Origin of the sequence: Brevibacillus borstelensis (assembly GCF_036700025.1) — a bacterium.
Taxonomy (GTDB): domain Bacteria; phylum Bacillota; class Bacilli; order Brevibacillales; family Brevibacillaceae; genus Brevibacillus; species Brevibacillus borstelensis.
On the sequence record NZ_CP144922.1, the window covers coordinates 5,108,498 to 5,132,914 of the forward strand.

Consider the following 24,417-nt stretch of genomic DNA (forward strand, 5'->3'; position numbering starts at 1 on the left):
GGTTGGTTGTTCGCTTTGCAAAAACACGCAGCTTGCCTGTCAGCACTTATCTGCAGGCAGCGCCGCTTCGTATTCCACTTCTGTCGGGTAGTCTCCGTTGAAACATGCCAGACAGTGACCGCGGTTGGGAGAGCCATCCTCGCGGCCGATCGCGTCGATCATGCCTTCGATTGTCAAAAAGCTGAGCGAATCGGCGCCAATGAATTGGCGGATTTCTTCCACCGATTTGGACGAAGCGATCAGCTCGTCGCGCGTCGAGGTGTCGATGCCGTAAAAGCAGGAGTTCATGACCGGCGGCGAACTGATGCGGACGTGGACTTCCTTTGCCCCCGCGTCTCGGAGCATTTGCACGATCCTGCTGCTCGTCGTCCCGCGGACAATCGAATCGTCAATCATGACCACCCGCTTGCCTTCGACCACCTTGCGAACGGCTGACAGCTTCATGTACACGCCGCGCTCGCGCAGCTCCTGGGTCGGCTGGATAAAGGTGCGTCCCACATAGCGGTTTTTGATCAAGCCCAGCTCGTAAGGAATTCCCGTCGCCTCCGCGAAACCGATTGCGGCAGAAATGCTCGAATCGGGAACGCCGGTCACGACGTCGGCTTCCACAGGCGCTTCGAGAGCGAGCTGTTTCCCCAGACGCTTGCGGGCCATGTGGACGTTGATGCTGTCGATGTCGCTGTCCGGACGGGCAAAGTAAATATATTCAAATGTGCAGATCGAGCGTTTGGTGTTTTCGGCAAATGTGGACTCGCGGACGCCGTCCTCGTCGACCACGATCAATTCGCCCGGCTGAACGTCCCGCCAGTACTCTGCGCCGATGATGTCAAACGCGCACGTCTCCGACGCCACGCAAATCGCATCGCCGAGACGCCCCAGCGAAAGCGGACGCAGGCCGTTGGGATCGAGCGCGATGATTAGCTGTTTTTCATTCATGACGAGAAGTGCGTAGGCTCCCTTGATATGCTGCAGCGCCTCGCGGACAGCCTCGGTCAAATCGCTGCTTTTGGAACGGGCGATCAAGTGCGCGATCACCTCAGTGTCGCTGGTCGTCTGAAAGATCGAGCCTTTTGCCTCCAGCTCCTTTCTGAGAACCGAAGCGTTGACCAGGTTGCCGTTGTGAGCCACAGCCATGCTGCCGTGAGCGTAGCGGAAAAAGAGCGGCTGCGCGTTCTCGATCTTGCTCGAACCCGCAGTGGTGTAGCGTGTATGACCGATGGCAATGTTGCCGCGAAAGGTTTGCAGATCCACACCGGCAAACGCTTCCGCCACCAGCCCCATCCCCCGGTGTTTGTACCAGCGCTCGCCGTCGGAGGCGCAGATGCCTGCGCTCTCCTGACCGCGATGCTGCAGGGCGTGCAGCCCCAGATACGTCAGCGGGGACGCTTCCTTGTGGTTGTAGATGCCAAAAACGCCGCATTCTTCGTTCAGTTTGTCCCAGATTACCCGATCAAACATGGAATCGCATCCTTCCATGCGGCCTTCAAAGCTGTCAGCGGTGCGTGTACAGCTTCGACCCCGTTGATGTTCACCACCAGTTGCTCTCCGCCAGTCTGTCCGATTGCCTGCGCAGGCACGCCCATTTCGCCGGCCAGAGCCAGCACCTCATCGGCCTTTTCCGTGGCGACACTGATCAGGATGCGGGACTGCGATTCGCTGAACAACAGCACATCCGCTCTCAGATCAGAGGACAGGGAAACTGTCGCGCCGATGTTTTCGCCAAAGCACGCTTCCGCAAGAGCCACGCCGAGGCCGCCTTCCGACAAGTCGTGTGCCGATTTGACCAGCCCGTTGCGGATGGCGTCCAGCACCAGCTTCTGCACAGCCGCCTCTTTTTTCAAGTCCAACTGAGGCGGACGGCCGGAAATCGCGCCAGTCGCATATTTTTGATACTCGCTTCCGCCCAGCTCGGCAAAGGTTTCGCCGAGCAGGATGACGACATCTCCCTCAGCCTTGAAATGCTGCGTGGTGATATGATCCACATCCGTGATCAGACCGACCATCCCGATCGTCGGGGTCGGGTAGATCGCATCGCCGCTCCGCTCGTTGTAGAAGGAGACGTTTCCTCCGATGACAGGCGAATTCAGCGCCAGGCACGCTTCGCTCATGCCGTCAACGGCTTTTTCAAACTGCCAGAACACCTCCGGCTTTTCCGGACTGCCAAAATTTAGGCAGTCTGTGACCGCGAGCGGCTCGGCACCAGAGCAAACGACGTTGCGCGCCGCTTCCGCCACGGCGATGGCACCGCCCACCTGCGGGTCCAGATACACGTAGCGTCCGTTGCAATCCGTGCTCATCGCCAGCGCCTTGCGGGTACCGCGCACCATCACGACAGCGGCGTCGGAGCCTGGCTTGACGGCTGTGCCTGCCCGGACGATGTGATCGTATTGTTCATAAACCCATGCTTTGCTCGCGACCGTCGGCTGGGCCAGCAAAGCCTTGAGCGTTTCATTCAAATCCTTCGGCTCGCTGATCGCCGCCACCGGGTCCACCTTGGCATTCGCCTCGTAATAGGCGGGAACCTTGGAAGGGCGATGGTACACAGGAGCGTCATCCGCCAGCGTTTTCACCGGCACCTCTGCGACCACCTCGCCGTGATGGAGCAGTCTGAGCAGGCCGTCATCCGTCACTTTTCCTACGACGGCAGAAGCCAATCCCCATTTGTCAAAGAGAGCGATTGCCTCTGCTTCTTTGCCCTTTTCCACGACGACGAGCATGCGCTCCTGGGATTCGGACAGCATCATTTCATACGCGGACATGCCCGCCTCCCGCTGCGGCACCAGATCGAGGTTCATCTCGATTCCATTGCCCGCCTTGGAAGCCATCTCCGCGCTGGAGCAGGTCAGGCCGGCCGCCCCCATATCCTGAATGCCGACGACGATTCCGGTGTCGATCAGCTCCAGGCATGCCTCGAGCAGCAGCTTTTCCATGAACGGATCGCCTACCTGCACAGCGGGGCGCTTTTTCTCCGATTCTTCATTCAATTCCTCGGAAGCGAAGGTAGCCCCGTGAATGCCGTCACGGCCGGTGCTCGCTCCCACGTAAATGACCGGGTTGCCGATGCCGCTGGCCACCCCTTTTTGAATCTTGTCGTGGTCGATCAGACCGACGCACATTGCGTTGACGAGCGGGTTTCCTTCATACGTAGGGTCGAAGTTGACTTCGCCGCCTACAGTCGGAATCCCGATGCAGTTGCCGTAGCCGGCAATCCCGGCGACTACGTTTTCAAACAAGTATTTGACGCGCGGGGTTGTCAGTTCCCCGAAGCGCAGCGAATTGAGCAAAGCGACCGGACGCGCTCCCATCGAGAACACATCGCGGATGATGCCGCCTACTCCTGTTGCCGCTCCCTGGTACGGTTCGATGGCAGAAGGGTGGTTGTGGCTTTCGATCTTGAAAACGACAGCCTGATTGTCGCCGATGTCGACGATGCCGGCGCCTTCACCCGGTCCTTGCAGGACGCGCGGGCCGGTCGTCGGGAAGCGGCGCAGGACAGGGCGGGAGTTTTTATACGAGCAGTGCTCCGACCACATCACGCTGTAGAGCCCTGTTTCCGTCCAGTTGGGCTGGCGTCCCAGAATGTTGACGACGCTCTTGTATTCTTCGTCTGTGAGACCGATTTCGCGATAAAGCTTTTCTTCGGCAATTTGCTCGGCAGTCGGTTCTTTATGAGTGAGCTTGGACACTGTTTCGTTCCCTCCATGTCTGTAGAATCGAGGTAAACATGCGCCGTCCGTCGGCAGAACTCATCCATTCGTGAACAGCGCGCTCCGGATGGGGCATCATGCCCAGCACGTTGCCTTTTTCGTTGCAGATGCCAGCGATATCCTCCAGTGAGCCATTCGGGTTTTCCCCGTGATAGCGGAACACGATCTGATTGTTGGCTTTCAGTTTTTCCAGTGTTTCTTCGTCACAGTAGTAGTTGCCCTCGCCGTGTGCGATCGGGATCTGGATGACTTCACCCGCCGCGTAATCGCGGGTAAAGGCGGTGTCATTGTTCTCGACGCGGAGCGCGGACAGCTTGCAGCGGAATTTGAGCGAACGGTTTCTCAGCAGCGCTCCCGGCAGAAGCCCTGCTTCGGTGAGAATCTGGAAGCCGTTGCAGATGCCCATGACCAGCTTGCCTTGCTCGGCCGCCTTGATGACCTGCTCCATCACCGGGGAAAAACGGGCGACGGCGCCGCAGCGCAGATAATCGCCGTAGGAAAAGCCGCCCGGCAGCAAAATGACATCGTAGCGGGACAAGTCGTTTTCTGCGTGCCATACGTAGTCGACCGGCACTCCCATCACGTCTTCCACTGCATTGTACAAATCCACGTCAGCATTGGAACCGGGAAATACGATAACGGCTACACGCATCGCTCAGCCCTCCACAATCTCGAAGCGATAGTCTTCGATGACAGTGTTGGCAAGCAGCTTCTCGCACATTTCGGAAACCCGTTCCTCCGCTTTGCTCAGGTCGGAAGTATCCAGCTCCACTTCGAGATACCTTCCGATGCGAACGTCCTTTACCTCGTCGAATCCAAGCGAATGCAGCGCTCCTTTTACTGCATGGCCTTGCGGGTCCAATACGCTTTGACGCAATGTAACGTAGACGACAGCTTTATACATGTGCCTCTCCTCCCAATCGTTTGAGCATTTCCTGATACGCTTCCTCTACTTTGCCGAGATCGCGGCGAAAACGGTCCTTGTCCAGCTTTTCTCCCGTCTCGGCATCCCAGAACCGGCACGTGTCCGGCGATATTTCATCGGCGAGGAGAATCTCTCCTTCCGGTGTACGACCAAACTCCAATTTAAAATCGACGAGAAGGATGCCCCTCTCCCGCAAATACGGCTGCAATACGTCGTTGACCATCAATCCCAAACGCTCCAGTGCAGCCAAATCTTCTTCGCTGGCGATACCCATCACCTTGATGTGAGAAGGATTGACGAGCGGATCTCCGAGCGCGTCGTCCTTGTAGTAAAACTCGACGACCGGCTGAGGAAGCACAGTGCCTTCCTTCATGCCCAGGCGCTTGGCCAGAGAACCGGCGGCGATGTTGCGCACGACAACTTCCAGCGGAATGATCTCCACCTGCCGTACCAGCTGCTCCGTGGGCGACAACAGGCGTATGAAGTGATTGTCGATGCCGCGCTGTTTCAACATCGTGAAAAAGATTGCGGTAATCCGGTTGTTCAGTTCTCCCTTGCCGGTGATGGTCGCTTTCTTTTCTCCGTTAAAAGCAGTGGCGTCATCCTTGTACTCCACCCAATACTGATTGTCCAAAGACGTACGATAGATACGCTTTGCCTTGCCTTCGTAAAGTTGTTCTCGTTTTTCCACTTCCGGAGCCACCTTCCCCCGATGATATGGGTTTGATCAAACCAATTCACGAACGATTCAATTTCATTTAAACATAATTATACGCCATTATCAACGGAAATTAACAAATATACCTTCGACAAACGTTCGGGAATTATTGTATAAAAACATCATTTTCTCTCTTAATATTCGTTTACATTACATCCACACCAGCTTTACATTCCTTCACTACAATGGAAATGGGACTATCTGACTACGCAATTTTTCAGGGGGACAAACATGATCAAGAGACAATCCGTTTTTACGCCTCTCGCAGCTCCATTCGCCCGCCTGCACAGGAACATACGGCTACAGACAAAGATCACCGTTCCGCTGCTGTGCCTGCTGCTTTTTTCCTCCATCATCATCGGCGGCGCGTTTTATTCCCAAGCCAAACAGATGATTATCTCCCAGATGGAAGCAAGACTGGACTCTGAAACCGAAAAGATTACGGAAAAAATCGCGCTGATGAAGTTCACGTTTGCCTCCGACGACAAAACATACAAAAAACGGCTGCAGTACGAGCTGCGACAGCAGCAGGCCGGTCTGGCCCAAAAAGGATTGGACATCCAGCAGTTTGTGGTCCGTGACGGCCGTTTCGAACCGATTGAAAACATTACGAAACGGGCGATTGACTTTCCCGGGGAGCTCGCCGCGCAAATACAGGCCCAGCGCTTTGGCGTTACCCATATAAATGCAGGCGGGGCCGTACATACACTGGCTTTCAGTCACTCGCCCGAAGAAAATTTCATCTACATCATTGCCGTTCCGCAAAAGCAGTACCTCGCTCCCCTGGACCAAACAGGGAAATTTATCTTGTTTACCATCGCAGTTTGCCTGATCCTTTCCTTGATTCTTTGCTGGTTCATTGTTCGCGGCATCACGGCACCCTTTCAGACTCTGATTGCCAACATGCGCCGGGTTAGCTCCGGAGATCTGACCCAACGGACCGACCTCAGCCATGAAGGGCCGGAAATCCGCTCCATCGCAGACAGCTTCAATCACATGGTCGAACAGATGGCGGATATCGTGACCGAGATCAAGCGGATGATTGTCGAATTAAACAGAGACGGTCATGAAATTCGGCTCGCTGCCGAGGAGGCCGGAGAGCGCTCTTCGCTGTTGGCCCTGCGCCTCGATACGGTGAACAAGGGCGTCGAGGAAACGGCCAGCTCCACAGAATCTGCCACCGCCTCTTTTCAACGGATGAAGACGGACATGGATGAACTGTTTAAGGAGATCGCCTCTGTCCTTGCATCAGGAAAAGAGATGGAGCAAGTGGCGCTCAACGGCCAGGAAAGGATCGACGATCTAACCTCCATGATCCGCCGCTTTTCCGGGAGATACGAGCAGCTTTACAACCGGATGTCCGCCCTTCGGGAGCAGTCTGAATCGATTGGAGCCGTCGTCGGGCTGATCCAAAACATTTCCAAGCAGACAAAGCTGCTGGCGCTGAACGCCACGATCGAAGCGGCAAGGGCAGGTCAATACGGCCGGGGCTTCGCCGTCGTCGCGGACGAAGTAGCCAAGCTGGCCGGGGAGTCGGAAACAGCAGCGGTCGAAATCTCCCACATGATGCAAAGCATCCGGGGTGAAGCGCACTCCGTTTCTGCGGAAACGACAGAGGCTGCCGGACAATTGCAGCAAAGCATGGAAAAGCTGCACGAAGCGGAGAAAGCCTTTCTTCTGCTCAGGCAGACGATCGACCGGACCGCCGTACAACTGGAGGCTGCAAGCAAAGGCTTGTCCGGTATCTCAGATGATTTGGATGAAGTCGATGCTACACTCGAAACGTTCGTCGCTGTCTCCCAGGAGACCAGGACAAGTACGGAAGAGATGCTGCACACGTCCAGGGAGCAGCTGGCCTCGATCGAAAAGTCGCGCAGACTGGCAAGCGAACTGTTGGCCCTGTCTGGCCGCCTGCATGAGCTGAGCGACAAGTTTCGGGTTGCGTCATGATAATTTCGCTTCCAACTGCAAACAGTAAGAGGGAAAATGGACAGATCGGGAGGGAATATCATTGCGGGATACCTATATTCCGGTTACTTCGGCGGCAAGCGGCATCGGCCAGAAGATCGCCTCTGACGTGTTTGCCCTTTGCATACAGGTCGTAAACCTCTGCTTTGTCGGAGAACCTCAGTCCGGGCAGTGGGTGCTCGTCGATGCCGGGATGCCCAAGTCGGCTCCCGACATTGCGGCTGCGGCTGAAAAACGCTTTGGCTCGGGAGCGCGACCAAAGGCAATCGTCCTGACCCACGGCCATTTTGACCACGTCGGCGCGGTGATCGATCTGGCCGATCGGTGGGATGTCCCTGTATATGCCCACGAGCTGGAAAAGCCTTATCTAGATGGCACCTCCGATTATCCCGAACCGGATCCGGGCGTAGAAGGAGGTCTGGTCGCGAAGCTGTCGCCGCTGTTCCCGAACGGAGGCATCGATCTGGGCAGCCGGTTGCAGACCTTGCCGGCAGACGGAACCGTTCCGTTTATGCCGGGGTGGCGCTGGATTCATACGCCCGGCCACTCCCCCGGCCATGTCTCTTTGTTTCGGGAGCAGGACCGGGTGCTGATCGCCGGGGATGCTTTTGTCACAGTGAGACAGGATTCTCTCTATAAAGTGCTGACGCAAATGACCGAGATTACCGGCCCGCCCCGGTACTTTACGACTGACTGGGAGGCCGCCCGGGAGTCAGTGGCAAAGCTGGAAGCGCTGCGTCCGTCGATAGCCATCACGGGTCACGGTCTGCCCGTCTCGGGTGAAGAGCTGGCAGAAGGACTGGCGCGGTTGGTGCGCGACTTTGACAGCATAGCGCTTCCCGATTACGGGCGGTATGTGCCTGAGCGCTCCGTTCAGACCGACTCTGCGGGCCAGGGGGATCATGCGCTTTTTTAGCAAACAGAAAAAACGCGGGGAATTTCCCGCGTCAGATTCAAAAAGCCCCTTTCGGATGAAACGGGGCTTTTCAATGGTTTAGTATGAATCTGTTTTGATTACAAATCCAAATGGGTGTTCTTGATCATCCTTATAGGCATTGATTCGAAAACCTCTGTAAACTGTTTTACTCTTCTTAGGATTCGAATCCAGCGCAGAAGCGAAGTGCTTCTCTAATTTGAATTGATAGTGATTGTCTTCATGGGTATAGGGCACCTCCTTGATCTCTTTATCCGTATATAATTGTTTCCCCTCTGAATCGAGGAGAACGTCCAAAATCGCTATATGATCGAATTCTGTACCGCCAAAATCAATGGTAACTGTCTCGCCGCTTTTGTAGTATGCAATCTCTGGATGAACCGTTGGATCAAACGCAAATGTGAATTGGTCTTTGAAATTTTGTACACCTTTCAAATCATGCAAGGGAAAAGTATCCTCTCCGATCATTATATTTTTTGCCTCTTTCCCGACTGGATTCTCAACGACTGCACTGTTTTCTTCCTTCGTCTCAGAGGCATCCCCGCATCCGCTGATTCCTGCCAGGATCAAAGCCACTAGCAGGAAGCCTTTGAAGCTGTTCATTTTTTTCATCTCCCCTTCTATTAATTTATTCCGAATTGAAATGAGCCCCTGCGATAAGTCTGGCGACCTATCTGTTTCGATTGCGTCCCACGATATCCAAAGCTGTACCGTTACCAGAATCATGCTCCAGAATTTTTTCCGAATTTCTATGGCTTCCTCGCCACTGATGTATTGTCCCGGCAGCTCGTGAAACAGCAGGAGATATTCCAGAAGCTCCGGATCGTCCGGCGACAACTCTGCTGCCTTTCACGTGTGAGAAAGAGCCGACTCATAATCGCCCTCATAATGATTGAGTGCCATCGTTCTCCAAGCCCGCTCCCTTTTTGTGATACACTATCTAATAGAAAGAATGCGTGAAAGGATGGGATTTGTCATGTTGCCGTTTGAATTGTCGTTTCCGACTCGCATATTGTTTGGAACCGGGGAAATCGCAAAGGTTGGACAGGAAGCAAAGAGTCTCGGGCAAAAGGCGCTGCTCGTCACCGGCGGAAGCTCCGCAAAGCGAACGGGCTTGCTGGACAGAGTGCAGGCCTTCTTGAACGAACAGCACGTTTCCCATGTGCTCTTTGACAAAATCGAACCGAATCCCCGTACTTCGACCGTCGATCAAGGAGCTTCCCTTGCCCGCGAGCACGGTTGTGATTTTATCATTGCCCTCGGCGGAGGTTCGGTGATGGACGCGTCGAAGGCGATCGCGGCTGCCGCTTTATCCGGCCGCCCGATTTACGATTACATGCGCGGAAATCCGAGCGGAACCGCAAAGGATCTGGTCCCTGTACAGGAGGCCTTGCCGCTCATGGCGATCCCGACAGTCGCGGCGACCGGCTCCGAAGCCAACAACATCAGCGTACTGACGCACTGGGACACACATGAAAAATCGTCGATCAACGGGCCTGCCCTGTACCCGCGGGTAGCGATCCTGGACCCCGCCTTGACGTACACCGTACCCGCGCATGTGACGGCTGAAGCGTGCGCCGATATTTTTTCGCACATGTTTGAATCGTATTTGATTAGCGCTCCGGGCACACATGTGCAGGATGGAATCACCGAGTCGCTCATCCGTCTCGTCGTCGAGCACTCGCTGACAGCGATTCGCCAGCCGGATCACGAAGAGGCCCGTGCGACGCTGCTATGGGCCAGCACCCTTGGGATCAGCCCCTTTGCCATCGGCGGACGCGGGGCAGGCATGCCGCTCCACCAGATCGAGCATCCCCTGAGCGGCCATTACGACATGGCTCATGGACGCGGGCTGGCGATCCTGTCGCTGCCTTATTTTGAGCAGATCATTCTGCAAGACCGTCCGGAACGGCTGGCGCGAATGGGACGGGAATGCTTCGGCGTATCCGAAACGGATGAGCTGGCAGCAGCGCGGGCAGCGATCAAGGCCGTACAACGTTGGTATGAGGCGATGGGCATCACACAGCGTCTGTCCGACTTCGGCGTCGACAAACATGCTCTGGAGGAGCTCGCCCGCGAGTCGATCGTCATTGGCGGCAGAGGAGCCGGCTATCTCCCAAGCTCCCGCCCTCTGTCCGAGCAGGATGTAATCTCCATCTACGAAGCATGCTTGTAAACGCCTGACGCTGGCGTTCGGACCAGGGCCGCTTCGCTATGCATACCTCACGAGCGGTTTTTTAGCGGCCCGGTAAATCGTAAATATGCTCGTCCTAACGACTGGCACGGCTGTTTCGGCTATGCGATAATATGATGGATAAAAATTTTTTTACTATGGAGGTTACACACAATGGCAGATCCGCGCATTAACGAGCTAGCCAGTCGCCTCATCCGTTACTCGCTCAACCTGCAAAAAGGGGAAAAAGTCCTCATTGAAAATACCGGCATCCAGGTGCCGCTGGTGCGCGCACTGGTGCGGGAAGCGTTCGCTGTAGGCGCACTCCCTTTGGTAACGCTGAAGGATCAGGAGATTTTGCGTGCCTTGAAGCAAGGGACAAGCAAAGAGCACATGGAGCTGATCGCCAAGCATGAGCTCGCCCGTATGAAGGACGTCGATGCCTACATCGCCGTTCGCGCTTACGACAATATCAATGAATACGCAGACGTGTCCGAAGAAAAGATGGGCCTGTATTCCCGTCACTGGTATCAGCCGGTTCACACGAACGAGCGTGTACCGAACAAGCGCTGGGTCGTGCTCCGCTACCCGAACAAGTCGATGGCCCAGCTGTCCAACATGAGTCTCGAAGGCTTCGAGGACTTCTACTTTGATGTGTGCAACCTGGACTACTCCAAAATGTCCAAGGCGATGGACCCGCTCAAAGCGCTGATGGAGCGCACAGACCGCGTCCGGATCGCCGGACCGAAAACGGACCTGTCCTTCTCGATCAAAGGCATCCCCGCGATCAAGTGCGACGGAAAGCGCAATATTCCGGACGGCGAGGTATATACCGCACCGATCCGCGATTCTGTGGAAGGAACCATCTTCTACAATGCCGCCTCCAACTACCACGGCATCTCGTTTACCGATGTCCAGTTTACGTTCTCCAAAGGAAAAATCGTCGAGGCCACCAGCTCCAACACGAAGGCCCTGAACGAAATCCTGGATACGGATGACGGTGCCCGCTATATCGGCGAATTCGCGATTGGCTTTAACCCGCACATTCTGCACCCGATGCTCGACATCCTGTTCGACGAGAAGATTGCCGGCAGCTTCCACTTCACCCCCGGCAATGCCTACACCGTGGCAGACAACGGCAACCGCTCCTCGATTCACTGGGATTTGGTGCAAATCCAGCGCCCAGAGTACGGCGGCGGTGAAATCTGGTTTGACGATGTACTGATCCGCAAAGACGGACGGTTTGTCTTGCCGGAGCTGGAAGGTCTGAATCCGGAGAATTTGGTGTAAAACTTTTTTACACAGCAGAAGACTGCTCGCTTGAGGTGGCGTGCAGTCTTTCTTATTCTCTTTCTTCTCCGTTTCTTTTGGCTTTTTTCGGGCCTTTTGCTTTTTTGAGGCCTTTTTCTTTTTTGGGGTCTTTTTCCTTTTCGGGGGGGCCTTTGCCTTTTTTTAGCTTCTTTAGCTCTTTTAGCTTTATTGGCTCTTTTGACTCTTTTGGCCCTTGAGGCCCGCTAAGGCCACTTTTGCTTTATTCCTTCCCTTCCGTCTGAACCAGCTTGCTCCCTTGACTTACCTGCTCCTCCCCCGCGCTTGCCTCTGACACCGCACCGGGAAACATGCTTGCCAGCTTCTGATAGGTCGGCGGAAACTCTGCCTGGTAGCGAAGGTAGGTGGGAATCGGGTAGCGAATGCCGCCCCGGTTCGTACCCTCCAAGCCCTCGACCAGCTCCGCCGCGTCGCGGAAATGAAAGCTGAAAGCCATCTCGTGATCCTGTGTTTGCGCAAACAGCCTGTCGCCATAGCAAGGAACGATCACCTGCGGCTCTCCGGTCTGCAGCGGCTTGATCGCAATATCGGCGCAGTCGGCCCGGCTGGAAAACGTCGACGGGATCGATCCGCCCCGTTTGTACAGCATTCCCGCCACCAGACGCATGACTTGGGCGGAGTTTCCGTAAATGACGACCACGTCCGGGTCAAAAGGAGCACGCTCCAGCGGAAACGAGACGTAATACCCGCTCTCTTCCCGCGAAAGCTTGGGTACATCCTGCTCGCTTTTGGCGCCAGCCTCCAGAGAATCCGTGTACATGCCACAGGCGAGATGACCTTCGGAATAAAACGGAAGCTGCTCCTCATAGCCGAATGCCACCTGGGCGATCGGACAGGAGAGATCGTCGCCGTTCATGGCAATCGTCCAGCCGTAGCGTCGGGAAAAGCTGACCGCCTGGCAGATGGTGATGAGATAGCCCAGATCCTGTGACGGGCGCTTTGCTTTTGCAGGCAGCTCGCTCTGGCTTTTGACAATTTTAATCCCCACCGGAAAAGTGTCAGGACGAATAAACGATTGGATGGCTTCACGCAATTGCTGTATGCTCATAACTTTTCCCTCCGGTCGCTTTTTTTGAATATTTCTGCAATGTTAGTCAAAAAACCTGTTTCTTCCCCACAAATTACGGGATGATGCCAAAACATATGCACATTACAGAAATGTAAGGTGAGGGAAAGGTAAATCGATTTATTGTCGGCTGTTTGTATAGTACCTTTGTTAGTAGAGAAAGTTTGACACTTGGTGGAGGAAACGAAAGAAATGAAGAAGTTGGGGATTGTCGTAATAAGTATCGTATTGTTGCTGCTGACCGGCTGCGGGCGCCAGTCCTCCCCTGAGCAGGTCCAGGGCCTTGGAAAGGCTGAGGCTGCCGCCATCGCCCAAGCGGCGGTGAAGAAATTCTTTCAAGCCGAAGTAGATATAGAGGACCGGGAAGTGACTTTGGAAGATCCCGACTCCTTGATTGACAGCGATACGCACCAGCCTATCTACCGAGGAGTGCCCGTCCATGCCGTTCTCAAGCGAAAGCCGCAGGACGGAGAAATCGCGGCCTTCCATGCGGTTATAGACCCAAAGACGAAGCAAATCCTTTCCCTTTCCATAGATCGAATGAACAAACAGACAACACAGACAACATCGCTGTCGACCGAAGAGCTGGAGCGGATCGCGGCTGATTACGTCCGCTCTCGGGCGCTTTTGAGCCCGCAAGCCGTGAAATTGGTGAAGTGTTCTCCCGTCAGCACGGGCGACCGAAAGCAGTACTTTTATTTTACAGACGATCAGTATACCGTGGCTGTCGGGGTTGATACAGAATCGCGGCAGATCGTAACCTTTACGTTTGACTGACGGCTCCCGGAGGGCCGTCAGTCGTTCACTTTCCAATAGCGATCCTATTTTTTTGAAATCCACGGCTCGATAAGCGCATTTACCACAAAGTCTCATCACCTCTCCTCTGCACTACGCATCCTGTACAGAAAAAAGGACGCGACTGCTCGCGCCCCCTCCCTTTTACTTTGTTTACCACGACGCGATGCAGCTGTCCGTCCGCATGTCGGTCCCGCCGATCAAGACGCCGTTTTCATCCCGCCAGATGATCTGGCCGCGGCCAAATCCGCCGAAGCCCGTCACCCGCTTGATGTCATGGCCCTTTTTCTTCAGCTCCTGTGCGATCTGTTCGGGAAAATGCTGCTCGACCTCCACCGTTCTTCCTTCCACCCAGCGCCATCGCGGAGCATCCAGGGCGGCCTGCGGATTCAAATGAAAGTCGACAGTGCTCATCACCACCTGCACGTGACCCTGCGGCTGCATGTATCCGCCCATGACCCCGAATGGTCCAACCGGTTTCCCGTCTTTGGTCAAAAAGCCGGGAATGATCGTATTGAACGATTTTTTCCCCGGCTCCAGCCGATTGTCGTGCGCGGGATCAAGCGAGAAGTTGTTCCCCCGGTTTTGCAGAGCAATTCCCGTACCCGGAACGACAATCCCTGATCCGAATCCCATGTAGTTGCTCTGGATAAACGAAACCATATTTCCCTCGCCATCCGCTGTCGCCAGGTAAACCGTACCGCTGGCAACCGGTTTGCCGGGTTCGGGTATTCCGGCATGCTCCCCGATCAGGCTGCGGCGGTACACTGCATACTCCTCGGCCAACAGGTCCTCCACCCTGACGCTCATCCTGTCCTCCTGCGTGATGTAGCGCAGTCCATCGGCAAAAGCCAGCTTGATCGCCTCAATTTGCTTGTGGCAGGTTTCGGCCGAATCCCTGGCGTCAAAATCGAAGCCCTTCAGCATATTCAGCGCCAAAAGCGCGACCAGCCCCTGACCGTTCGGCGGTATTTCCCACACATCGTAGCCTCTGTAGTTGACGCTGATCGGCTTGACCCACTCGGGCCGGTACGCAGCCAAGTCGGCCAGACGAAGATACCCGCCAGATTCGCGGGAAAAGGCGTCGATCCACTCAGCCAATTCCCCGCTGTAGAAGCTTTCTCCCTCGGTCTCGGCAATCTTCCGAAGCGTCTTTGCGTGTCCGGGCGAGCGCCAGATTTCCCCTGCTTTCGGAGGACCTCCTGCGGGAGCAAACGTGGAAAACCAATGGGCGAATTCCGGGCCCGTACAGAGCTGCTTGAATTTGTGATAGGCCACTTCCCAAAAATGAGCGAGTGTCGGCGACAGCGGATAGCCTTGTTCCGCATAGTCGATTGCCGGCTTTAGCACGACTGCAAGCGGAAGCCTGCCGAATCTTCTGGAAAGCTCGACCCATGCTGCCGGCGCACCTGGTACTGTTACCGGAAGCCATCCGTACGTCGGCATTTTCTCATGCCCCTCCGCTTTTACGGCCTCGATGGAAATGCCGTTTGGCGCCGGGCCGCTTGCGTTTAAGCCGTGAAGCGTGCCTTTCGTCCAGACAAGCGCGTACGCGTCGCCGCCAATCCCGTTGGAGGTGGGCTCTACGACAGTCAGACAGGCGGCGGTGGCAATCGCGGCATCGATGGCATTTCCGCCTCGCTTCAGCATATCAAGTCCCGCCTGGGCCGCCAGCGGCTGCGAGGTTGCCACCATCCCGTTTCTGGCATAGGCTGTCATCCGGCGGGACGCATACGGGTATTCCATCGGGTCAAAGAATGTCATAAGACGTGCTCCTTTCAACTGGTCAGTTGATAAAGAAAAACCCGTACGCCATCGCGAGCAGAATAACCAGGGCGGGATGCAGCTTCCACTTTTCCAAGAGGAGAAAAGCGGCGACCGAAAGGATAGCGGTCTGCATCCACCCGATCCCTTCGACGGCTCCGAGCAGGAACTCGTAGGTCATGATCCCCAGCAGCACCGTCACGATCGGACGAACCGATTGCGTCATCGCCTTTACCTGGGGGGCATCGCGAAACAGGTTGAGAGCGCCGAGCAGCGCAATCATGGCGATAGCTGTCGGAGCTACGGTAGCGAGAAGGGCGACCGCCGCTCCGGGGACGCCTGCCACCTGGTAGCCGACATAGCCCGCCAGCTTGGTCGCGATCGGGCTGGGAAGCGCATTGGCGACGGCCAGCACCTCTCCGAACTCCTGCATCGTCATCCAGCCGTAGTGGTCGACGACTTCATTCTGAATCAGCGGGATGCTTGGCGGCCCGCCTCCGTACCCGAGGATGTTGGAGATGAAGAACGCCCAAAACAGCTGCAGGTAGATCATGCTTCTCCCTCTCCTTCCCCTCCGCTCCGCTGCTTGCGGACCGCCCAGGTGGCGTAGCCAAAGGAAAAGATCAGGGCGATGCCCACCACGATCCCTGGATGCAGATCAAGAAACAGCAAAGCCACTACCGATAAAAGCAAAGCGGCAGCGGCTCCGCTCTTGTTCTTGCTCCCCTGCCAGCCCTTTTGCAGAAACTCCCAGGTCAGTACGGCCGTCATCACAGCAATGACTGGCTGGATCGCCTGAATCATGCCGTATATGCCCGGGGAATCCTTCCACTGATAGATCACCTGCAGCAGCGCAATCATCGCCAGCACAGTGGGCAGCACCACCGCACAGTTGGCGACCAGCGCGCCCATCCAGCCTTTTACGCGGTAGCCGATATATGCGGCCAGCTTGGTTGCGATCGGGCCTGGAAGCGCGTTTGCCATCGCCAGGTTGTCGGTAAAATCCTCTTCGCTTACCCATTTGTATTTCTTCACGCATTCGGTATAAAACAAGGGGACCATCGTCGGTCCTCCTCCATAGCCAAAAATCCCGATTCGAAAAAAGGCAAGAAACAACTTCCAATAAATCATGCTGTCCTCCCTTTCTGTTTTCTGCCTTCCATTTCAACGAAGATATGTATGAGATGATTTCAATAATTTCAATTCATGAATGACATTCATGCGGACAATACCGGAAATCTTGTTCAGCCTGCCCAGTAAAAAGCCGGACAGCTCCTCGTAATCCCTGTGCAATACCTGGATCATGATCTGATATTCTCCCGAGGTCAGGACGATCTGCCGGACCTCGTCAATAGCCTGCAGCTCGGCTGCCGCTTCATCGAGCCTGCCTGCCTCGACTGCCAACTGGATCAACGATGACAGCGTCAGTCCCGCCTTGGCCGGATTCAGTACGCCGATCAGACTGAGCACTTCTTCCTCCTGCATCTGCTGTACCCGCATCCGAACTGTCTTCTCTGTCACCCCCAGTTCCTTGGCGATCTGGGTAAACGGCAGCCGCGCATTCCCCTGCAAAGCTTTGGCGATACCGTAATCCAAATCGTCCAACTCAAAATATCGTGAACCTTCCAAACTCGTTGACATGCTCCCCCTGCCTTTTTCTACTCGTTTTCGCTTGATCAGCGCCTATCACACGAAGATATGCGCCGGACAAGGACGATAATCAGATTTTTAGTTAGCATAATATGGAACCTGCCCAAGCGCAATATTTTCCCTAAAATTCTGATAAGCCCGCCTGCCTGAACAGACGAAAGCAGGCGCCGCATGCGGAGCCTCTCTCCGCTGCGACGCCTGCATATCGTAGCTCTTGGACGTTACTGCATGGACCGCTTCAGGTTGAACAAGTAGCGGTTGCGAATAATCCAGAAATAGACAAATTGTACGAGAACAAAGCTCGCCAGCACGATCGCCGTCGGCTTTACCACGGACGCGATCATCATCAGCTTCAGAAGGCTGTTTAGCGAGACAAACGCGACGGCACTGTGTACGATGGCCACGATGATCGGAACGAAGAACAGCAGCCCGATCTGCGTCGTCACGATGCGGGAAAGCTCCTTCTCGGAAAGGCCAATCTTTGTTATCGCGCCGTATTGTCTGCGGTCGCTCTCCAGATCAGTGTACAAACGGAAGTACAAGAAGCTTCCTGCCGCTACGAAAAACAGAACGCCGACAAACAATCCGATGAACAAGCTCGTGTTGGCCATTTGCTTCAACTCTTGATAGATCGGAGCGCGGGCTCCGAAGGAATACGCCCCGTCATGCTCCTCGGAAATTTCTGCTTCCAGCTTTTCACTCAGTTCTTTCGTCTCTTTCCATCTGTCCACTTGGTAGAAATAGTTGTGTTCAAAATTGCTCTCTTTTGCTTGGGCATAAACGCTGTCTGCCACAATCACCAACTGATTGCCGCTCAAGGATCTTATTACCGAAAACCCTTCGATACCTCTGGGCTTCAATTGTTGACCGGCGACTGTCAACGAGCCGTCTTCTGCACCGCTTACATCCTCGCCCGGCCAGCGTTGATAGTAGACAGCTTCTCCGTCGCCTACCTGCACCTCATCCGCGTCCGCAGCACGGGCCGCGCGATTGTACTCGGTGACCCCGACAATGGATATCCCTTGATGCTCTTCTTTGTTAAAAGACAGATACTTCGTTGTTACCTCCCATTTTTCAAACGGGAAGCCGCCGTCCTTGAGCGCGTTCTCAATCCTGGCCGCCGTCGCTTCCCGCTGGTTCGCGTCTGCGCTCGTCACATATTCAAACGCATACGGATTCGTCCTCACGGTTGTCTCCGTGATCGAGGACGCCAGTGCAGCCAGTGTCCCGATCGCGCAAAACGCCACGGTAGAGACGATGCAGACGAGGAAAAACATGCGGGCGTTGTCTTTCATCCGATAAGCCAGGTCAGACAAGGTGACCAGGTTGGTCTTGTTCCAGTAAAAATGTCGGTTGCGCTTCATCAGTCTGATCAAAAATACACTGAGCTGCGTGAACAGCAGATAGGTCCCGGCGATCGTCAGCGCGATGACCGGAAACATCAGGACCATCACAAACGCGCCTTTGGCCCAGATCGCCAGCGCATACGCCATCACGAGGAGAGCAGCTGCGAGCAGAGACAAGAAAACCGATGCTTTTGGTTCCTGCTTCGGACGCTGGCTTCCTTGCAAAAGCTCCAGCAGGTTGCTTCGTTTCAAAAACAGCACCGTAAAGACGGAGATCGCCACAAACAGGCACAAGAAGCAAACAATGGTCAGCACCATGGCGTCCAACGGAAGATAAAAGGGCAGCGGTTCCACATCGAGCAGGAACCCGGCAAATTGGAAAAACAGTTTACCCAGAACCATCCCGAGCCCGATTCCAAACACAATGGACAGCGATCCGATCATCATGTTTTCCATAAAGATCAGCCTGTTCCTCTGGCCTTGCGTCATGCCGTGCATCATTAAAATGCCGAACTCTTTTTCCCTTCTTTTCAAAAACGCTCCGACACAATAGAAGAGAAAGAAGAAGGCAAACAGAAAAATAATGTACTCCGCCGCCACCATCCCTTGGGCGACAAAGCGGTGAATCTCGCCGTTTTCAACGCCAGGATGGTAGATGAACATCGCGTAGATGAAAAAAATCATCACCGAAAACACACTGCTCAGAAAAAATGCGGCATAGGTTCGCTTGTTCCGGGAAACGTTGTTAAACGCGAATTGACGAAAGGTCATGCGTATTCCCTCCCAGAAGCGACAGCGCATCGATGATTTTCTGGAAGAATGCCTGTCTGCTTTCTCCGCGATACATCTCGTTGTGTAGCTGGCCGTCCTTGATAAAGATGACGCGGTGGCAATAGCTGGCCGCAAGCGGGTCATGCGTGACCATCATCATCGTCGTGCCGTCGTTTTTGTTGATCGTCTCCAATGTTTCCATCACGTTGCGGGATGCTTTGGAGTCTAGGTTGCCGGTCGGCTCGTCAGCCAGCAGGAGGGAGGGCGTATGAATAATCGCCCGGGCGATGGCTGTCCGCTGACGCTGGCCTCCCGATATTTCGTACGTCCGCTTTTCCAGAATGTCCACGATCCCGAGCTTTTCCGCGACGGTCTGAAGCTTTTCGTCCATTTCAGCGACGCTTTTGCCGTCGAGGGTCAGCGGCAGCACGATGTTTTCGCCAACTGTCAGCGTATCGAGCAGATTGAAGTCCTGAAAGACAAATCCCAGCTCTCTTCTGCGGAACAAGGCGAGCTGGTTCCGTTTCAATTCATGCGGATTGGTGCCATTGAGCAGCACCTCGCCCGACGTCGGGGAGTCAATCGTCGAAATCATGTTCAGAAGCGTGGTTTTCCCGCTTCCGGACGGACCCATGATGCCGACGAACTCCCCTTTTTTAATTGTAAAGTCGATGTCGGTCAACGCCCGATACGTGACCCTGCCGCCGTATATTTTGCTGAGGCGCTTTACATGCAGCATATCCATGTGCGCTTCTCCTTTCATTTCATGCCTGATCTTATAGATTAGGTAGCATCCTTTACTGCTTACCACTATACGGAAAGCGCGCATGTTCATCCATCGAATTAGCTTTCATCCAGCTTACGTTCTTGTAAGGTTGGCACAACAGCCGAAAAGACGATGCGGACTTTTGTTCCCACACCAACCTCCGACTCCAGCTCTACGGAATGATGAAGGCGTCCGCAGATCTCCTTCACCAAGTAAAGCCCCATACCGGTCGACTCCGCGTACTTGCGGCCGTTTTCTCCGGTGAAGTACGGTTGATACACGCGCTGGATATCCTCCGGCGGAATGCCGATACCGCTGTCCTCTACCTCCAGGACTGCAAGCTGTCCCCTGGTATACGAGCGGATCGTCACCTTGCTGCCCTTTTTGTCCGAGTAGCGCACTGCATTCGTCAACAGCTGGTTTAGCACAAAGGAGAGCCATTTTTCATCCGACTCTACCACCAAGTGTTCAGCTACAGCCAGCTCGGGATACACCTGATTGCGTATAAACAGCCGCTTGTTCTCCGACACAACGCTTTGCGCCAGCTTTCTGAGAGACACCGGCTCGATCAGGTAATCCTGCTCAAAACGGTCCAACCTGGCGCTGTACAGAACCGTCTCCAGCCCCCTTTTGATCCTGTCCACTTCTTCACGCACGCTTTCAATCCGCGAATCGTCATCGTCCTGCAGCAGGAGGTGAATGACAGAAATCGGGGTTTTCATCTGATGGACCCACTGCTGGATAAAGGTCGTATGGTCCCGCTGCTTGGTCTCATACGTATGGAGCTGCTCTTTGAAGAGCCGGTACTGGTTTTGGAACGTTTGATCCATCGCCTGTCCGAGCGGAGCATTGCCATGCGTCAGCGTCAGTTCCTCGAGGTTTCGAATTGGCGTGCTCAGCCGCTTGTATACGTACCGGTTGGCCAGATAGCGGATCACTAAAAAGCACCCGGCGAAAAAAATGCACAGGAAAATCGCATAGCTGATCAAAGAAGGATTCCAGTAGCCGTCCAGGCCGAAAATCAGGATCAAGAGGAAGAGCTGAATGAAAAACATCGCCAGAAATGCCCATTGGTCGCGCAAGAACAGCTTCATTCCGCATCCTCCCACGTGACCTTCAGGCGGTACCCGGAGCCGCGGACAGTTTCAATCGCCCCGTCCAGCCCCAGCTCCTTCAGCTTGCCGCGCACACGCGTGATGTAGACGTTGAGCGTATTTTCATCGACGAACTGCTCATCCCACAGCTTTTCCAACAGGCGCTCGCGGCTGACCACCCGGGGATATTGATTGAGCAGCGCCTCCAGAAGCAGTGCTTCCTTTTTGCTCAGCTCTACTTTTTCGTCCCCCATCATCAATTCCATCCGCTCCAAAAACAGCCGCAAGCCTGCTACCTCAACGGTTCGCTCCGTTTCCTGGGGAGCGTACATCCCGTAAGCGCGCCGCAGCTGACTGCGAATCTTCGCCAGTACGACATCGTAATCAAACGGCTTGGTAATGTAGTCGTCCGCTCCATTCTCCAATGCCATCACCTGATCCATCTTGCTTTCCCGCGCGGAAATGAACAGGATCGGACAGTTCGACACCTGGCGAATCTGGCGGCACCAGTAAAACCCGTCAAACTTGGGCAAATTGACATCCAGCAGGACCAAATCAGGCTGGCCCTGGGCAAATACATCCATCACCCGGTCAAAATGGTCCACGTTTATCGTTTGGTACCCGTATTTTTCCAACTGCCCTTGAAGCAGCTGGTTAATCTTCGGATCGTCTTCCACGATCATGATTGTCGACATTGATCATCCGCCTCACTTCCGTCATCTCTATTTTTTACTATACCAAAAAAACGGGACAGATCCTGTGATCCATCCCGTTTTTTCTATGCTGCCTCCCGTTCTCTCATACACGAGACATCATTTTTTGCAGCTTTTTGATCCCGCGGAAATGCAGAATTTTTACTGACGCTTCCGTCTTTCCGAGAATCTCGGCAATTTCGTTCATCCTCAAATCGGCCAGGTACCGAAGTGAAATTACATTTCGCTGGTCGGCTGTCAGCGTCTTAACGTTTTTCCACAGGTCTTCATGAGACTCTTGGTTCAATACCCGTTCCTCCGGCAGCTTTTCGCTTGTGACCAGGCTGGAGAACACCTCTTGGTCCGCCGGATATTCCCGTTTTTTGCGAAGGTAGTCGATCAATGTATTGTGGGCGATCCGGAAAATCCATGCCCCGAAAGGATGGCGTCCGTCGTACTGGTCGAGCTTGGAGTACACCTTGACAAACACAGTCGTCGTCAAGTCCTCCACGTCCCAAACATTGCGGACGCGGTAGCGGAAATAGCGGTAAATTTTCGCCGAATATTCTTCATATATGTGCCCGTGGTCGGTTGACTCAAGTTTTCTCACAGTATTCATGGTCCTTGCTCCCGTATGTTCGTTTTTTCCTGTATGAAGGTTCGTATGAATTGTCTTTATTGTAAAAGGCCCGGGAGATTGGAACCATCGAGTTACATTTCATCTTCCTTACAGTTTTGTAAGGTGGGAGCTGCGTTGAAGGCCGGAGAGTTATTCCACTTCACAAACTGGGATTCTCCTTGGACACTCGCTTGCATGGGGCTTAAAGAAATCACTGTTAAGCTGAGGAAGCTTAAAAACGCAAACGTGAAATCTGTGTGAATGACAAAAAGCGACATTCTTTTATGATGCAAATATGTTAATTTATTTTTGTAAAATATTTGAAAGGATGGTACTAATGAGAAATAACTTTTTGAAAGCATCGTTACTCTCTTTACTAGCAGTGGGCCTTTCCGCAAGCTCCTTGTTTAGCAGTACACCGATTCTAGCCAAAGATACCCCCTCAACATTTGAGGATCTCCCACAATTCGCAACGAAACAAAGCGTAAATATTATGCTTTACGATGAAGACGGAAAAATCGAAAAAGAGTTTCATGCCGATGGGCTTGAAGTGACTTATCATTATCAAAACGGGATCATGACTGAATCCGTGGATAACAAAGGGAGAACACAAAGATACAAAAAGCGGGACAACTTCGTCGAAATAACCGAGTATGAAAACGGAAAGGAACTTTTTACTCATAGTCTTTCTCAGAGCGATTATAATTTTCCGGAATTTACAACCCTCGATCACGAAGACCGTGAGAAAGAAAAATTGGACAACCAGATCAATCTGGAAAACAAACCAAACGATGAAGACTCCTTACATATCGAAAGTAAAACCACCTACGAAGATTATTTTGTGAATGGAGTCCTTATGAACAACCTAGTTCCTGGTTCTTGCCCCTGCTCATCAGGTGCATCAGACAAATTTATCAACCATAACTCTATGACAGAAAGGGAGATTCAGTCGTTTTTTGAAGAGAAGGGTTCCATTTTGAAGGATCCTGTGCAAATTTGGAGGAAAGATTCCAACGGAAAAGTTTATAATACCAACAAAACCATCCTTCCATCCAAAGCTATCTACGACGCTGCGCAAACACACAGAATGAATCCGAAAGTGGTTATTGTCACCCTCCAAAAAGAGCAAAGCCTTGTTTCCGCAAAGCCCGGAAGCGAACCATACTCGTCTCGCCGTTTTTACTACGCGATGGGGTACGGTGCCACGGATGGTGGAGATTTGAAGGGAACCAGCGGTTTTGATATTCAGATCGATAAAGGAACAAAACTGTTTAAGGATTTGTGGTATCAATCTCCAGGCGGTAGTTACCCCGTTCTGTTTGAAAACATCAATTACGGAAGCACCAAAACCTCCAATGGTGTCACTTATAAAAACTACATCTGGGTTAAAAATTATGGAACATGGGCTCTCTATAAATACACGCCTCATACCCTGGATATTAAGCAACTTCCAAATATTAAAGGAGGAAACTATTTGTTCCAGAGTCTCTTCAAATCATATTGGGGAGCAGACTGGGATTGAGTTAATAAGGCATGCCCTTCGCTATAAGCGAGGGGTGTTTTCAATATGAGGGAGGTAATATCTGTGAAAAGTAAGCTCTTGCTAATTTTCATATTCGTACTGTTCCTATCGGGCTGCACTTCCCAAGAAACTACACCAAATAATGCCCCACAAGAGACACCCGCCCAATCCTTGGCAAGTCAATTTCCGGGGACAAACTTACACGCCATACAGGAGCATATTTACAATTCAGACTCTATAAAAGCCCAGCCGGAATTAGCCGCGATATGGTTTGAAGAAAATGAGAAAAAAAGTATGCTCCAATGGTTGGAAACAGCCACAGAAATTACTACTCTTACTCAAAAGATTAAGAAGATTGGATGGTATGACTTCGAATATCAAATTGGCAAACAGGTAGTAGATAGAAAATACCTAGCATACGTTCAAGATGAGAATGGCCGATTCTATGTCAAGCCCTTTGAAGTAGTGAAGGAGTTGAATCTGGAGGAATTTACAGAAGAGTCTATTGAGCCGATTTTACAGATACTAGGCAAAGATAACTGGTTTGTTGTAGAAGAGGCACCCTTTTAGAACAATAC

The 24,417-nt window shown here is 53.5% G+C and carries 23 protein-coding genes; 7 read left to right on the forward strand and 16 right to left on the reverse strand.

What is annotated here, in order from left to right; translation table 11 throughout:
- Nucleotides 1–39: 39 nt before the first annotated feature.
- From purF to purC, 5 genes are read right to left on the reverse strand one after another with little or no spacing between them, the layout of a single operon-like run.
- Entirely contained in the window at nucleotides 40–1,458 is a 1,419-nt protein-coding gene (gene purF / locus V5G20_RS24475) for an amidophosphoribosyltransferase (protein ID WP_024983536.1), read from the reverse strand.
- Complete coding sequence (gene purL / locus V5G20_RS24480) at nucleotides 1,443–3,686, reverse strand: phosphoribosylformylglycinamidine synthase subunit PurL (RefSeq protein ID WP_338462579.1); 2,244 nt, start codon at nucleotides 3,684–3,686, stop codon at nucleotides 1,443–1,445. Before purL ends, purF begins: the two co-directional genes overlap by 16 nt.
- The gene (purQ, locus tag V5G20_RS24485; protein ID WP_003389458.1) at nucleotides 3,667–4,359 is read right to left on the reverse strand and encodes a phosphoribosylformylglycinamidine synthase subunit PurQ; all 693 of its coding nucleotides are present in this window, start codon (nucleotides 4,357–4,359) and stop codon (nucleotides 3,667–3,669) included. Before purQ ends, purL begins: the two co-directional genes overlap by 20 nt.
- Nucleotides 4,360–4,362: 3 nt before the next feature.
- Nucleotides 4,363–4,611, reverse strand: coding sequence for a phosphoribosylformylglycinamidine synthase subunit PurS (purS, locus tag V5G20_RS24490; protein WP_003389459.1), 249 nt, complete (start codon nucleotides 4,609–4,611; stop codon nucleotides 4,363–4,365).
- Nucleotides 4,604–5,323: a phosphoribosylaminoimidazolesuccinocarboxamide synthase gene (gene purC, locus V5G20_RS24495; protein WP_031932028.1), complete on the reverse strand. Its 720-nt coding sequence runs from the start codon at nucleotides 5,321–5,323 to the stop codon at nucleotides 4,604–4,606. Before purC ends, purS begins: the two co-directional genes overlap by 8 nt.
- 258 nt (nucleotides 5,324–5,581) lie before the next feature.
- On the opposite strand from purC, the gene V5G20_RS24500 reads away from it, so the two are divergent.
- Together V5G20_RS24500 and V5G20_RS24505 are read left to right on the forward strand one after the other, a co-directional pair.
- Nucleotides 5,582–7,300 (forward strand): methyl-accepting chemotaxis protein, encoded by a 1,719-nt coding sequence (locus V5G20_RS24500; RefSeq protein ID WP_039070057.1) that lies wholly within the window; start codon nucleotides 5,582–5,584, stop codon nucleotides 7,298–7,300.
- A 61-nt stretch (nucleotides 7,301–7,361) separates the two neighbouring features.
- Nucleotides 7,362–8,234, forward strand: a complete 873-nt coding sequence (locus tag V5G20_RS24505; RefSeq protein ID WP_227277838.1) for an MBL fold metallo-hydrolase — start codon at nucleotides 7,362–7,364, stop codon at nucleotides 8,232–8,234.
- Nucleotides 8,235–8,312: 78 nt separating this feature from the next.
- Here V5G20_RS24505 and V5G20_RS24510 read toward each other — a convergent pair whose 3' ends face one another.
- Nucleotides 8,313–9,089 carry a hypothetical protein gene (locus V5G20_RS24510; RefSeq protein WP_024984821.1) on the reverse strand — a complete coding sequence of 259 codons (777 nt, stop codon included), beginning with the start codon at nucleotides 9,087–9,089 and terminating at the stop codon, nucleotides 8,313–8,315.
- 139 nt (nucleotides 9,090–9,228) lie between these two features.
- Between V5G20_RS24510 and V5G20_RS24515 the strand changes: the two genes are divergently transcribed.
- Nucleotides 9,229–10,428 (forward strand): iron-containing alcohol dehydrogenase, encoded by a 1,200-nt coding sequence (locus V5G20_RS24515; protein ID WP_003389466.1) that lies wholly within the window; start codon nucleotides 9,229–9,231, stop codon nucleotides 10,426–10,428.
- A gap of 171 nt (nucleotides 10,429–10,599) precedes the next feature.
- Complete coding sequence (locus V5G20_RS24520; protein WP_171506113.1) at nucleotides 10,600–11,715, forward strand: aminopeptidase; 1,116 nt, start codon at nucleotides 10,600–10,602, stop codon at nucleotides 11,713–11,715.
- Nucleotides 11,716–11,956: 241 nt separating this feature from the next.
- On the opposite strand, the gene V5G20_RS24525 is transcribed toward V5G20_RS24520, so the two are convergent.
- Nucleotides 11,957–12,802: a DUF169 domain-containing protein gene (locus tag V5G20_RS24525; protein ID WP_243014221.1), complete on the reverse strand. Its 846-nt coding sequence runs from the start codon at nucleotides 12,800–12,802 to the stop codon at nucleotides 11,957–11,959.
- 210 nt (nucleotides 12,803–13,012) lie between these two features.
- Between V5G20_RS24525 and V5G20_RS24530 the strand changes: the two genes are divergently transcribed.
- Nucleotides 13,013–13,597, forward strand: a complete 585-nt coding sequence (locus V5G20_RS24530) for a hypothetical protein (RefSeq protein ID WP_039070060.1) — start codon at nucleotides 13,013–13,015, stop codon at nucleotides 13,595–13,597.
- A 171-nt stretch (nucleotides 13,598–13,768) separates the two neighbouring features.
- Here the strand turns inward: V5G20_RS24530 and V5G20_RS24535 are convergent, their stop codons facing one another.
- The 9 genes from V5G20_RS24535 to V5G20_RS24575 all read right to left on the reverse strand — a co-directional run bounded on the left by V5G20_RS24535 (nucleotide 13,769) and on the right by V5G20_RS24575 (nucleotide 22,317).
- On the reverse strand, nucleotides 13,769–15,379 hold the full coding sequence (locus V5G20_RS24535) for a gamma-glutamyltransferase family protein (protein WP_243014222.1): 1,611 nt from the start codon (nucleotides 15,377–15,379) through the stop codon (nucleotides 13,769–13,771).
- Between the two features lie 22 nt (nucleotides 15,380–15,401).
- Nucleotides 15,402–15,932: a chromate transporter gene (locus tag V5G20_RS24540; RefSeq protein ID WP_024984816.1), complete on the reverse strand. Its 531-nt coding sequence runs from the start codon at nucleotides 15,930–15,932 to the stop codon at nucleotides 15,402–15,404.
- Nucleotides 15,929–16,510, reverse strand: a complete 582-nt coding sequence (locus V5G20_RS24545) for a chromate transporter (protein WP_039070062.1) — start codon at nucleotides 16,508–16,510, stop codon at nucleotides 15,929–15,931. The genes V5G20_RS24540 and V5G20_RS24545 overlap by 4 nt, the downstream gene beginning before the upstream one ends.
- A gap of 33 nt (nucleotides 16,511–16,543) precedes the next feature.
- Nucleotides 16,544–17,020, reverse strand: a complete 477-nt coding sequence (locus V5G20_RS24550; protein WP_024984814.1) for an Lrp/AsnC family transcriptional regulator — start codon at nucleotides 17,018–17,020, stop codon at nucleotides 16,544–16,546.
- Between the two features lie 230 nt (nucleotides 17,021–17,250).
- Nucleotides 17,251–19,146 carry an FtsX-like permease family protein gene (locus tag V5G20_RS24555; RefSeq protein WP_003389474.1) on the reverse strand — a complete coding sequence of 632 codons (1,896 nt, stop codon included), beginning with the start codon at nucleotides 19,144–19,146 and terminating at the stop codon, nucleotides 17,251–17,253.
- Nucleotides 19,121–19,891 carry an ABC transporter ATP-binding protein gene (locus V5G20_RS24560; protein ID WP_003389475.1) on the reverse strand — a complete coding sequence of 257 codons (771 nt, stop codon included), beginning with the start codon at nucleotides 19,889–19,891 and terminating at the stop codon, nucleotides 19,121–19,123. The genes V5G20_RS24555 and V5G20_RS24560 overlap by 26 nt, the downstream gene beginning before the upstream one ends.
- A gap of 98 nt (nucleotides 19,892–19,989) precedes the next feature.
- Nucleotides 19,990–21,006 carry a sensor histidine kinase gene (locus tag V5G20_RS24565; RefSeq protein WP_243014225.1) on the reverse strand — a complete coding sequence of 339 codons (1,017 nt, stop codon included), beginning with the start codon at nucleotides 21,004–21,006 and terminating at the stop codon, nucleotides 19,990–19,992.
- The gene (locus V5G20_RS24570; protein WP_024984812.1) at nucleotides 21,003–21,701 is read right to left on the reverse strand and encodes a response regulator transcription factor; all 699 of its coding nucleotides are present in this window, start codon (nucleotides 21,699–21,701) and stop codon (nucleotides 21,003–21,005) included. Before V5G20_RS24570 ends, V5G20_RS24565 begins: the two co-directional genes overlap by 4 nt.
- Nucleotides 21,702–21,804: 103 nt before the next feature.
- Entirely contained in the window at nucleotides 21,805–22,317 is a 513-nt protein-coding gene (locus tag V5G20_RS24575; protein ID WP_003389478.1) for a sigma-70 family RNA polymerase sigma factor, read from the reverse strand.
- Between the two features lie 337 nt (nucleotides 22,318–22,654).
- On the opposite strand from V5G20_RS24575, the gene V5G20_RS24580 reads away from it, so the two are divergent.
- A complete protein-coding gene (locus tag V5G20_RS24580; protein WP_227278014.1) occupies nucleotides 22,655–23,839 on the forward strand; it encodes a hypothetical protein in 1,185 nt (394 codons plus the stop codon).
- 63 nt (nucleotides 23,840–23,902) lie between these two features.
- Entirely contained in the window at nucleotides 23,903–24,409 is a 507-nt protein-coding gene (locus tag V5G20_RS24585) for a hypothetical protein (protein ID WP_024984810.1), read from the forward strand.
- The last annotated feature ends 8 nt before the right edge of the window (nucleotides 24,410–24,417 follow it).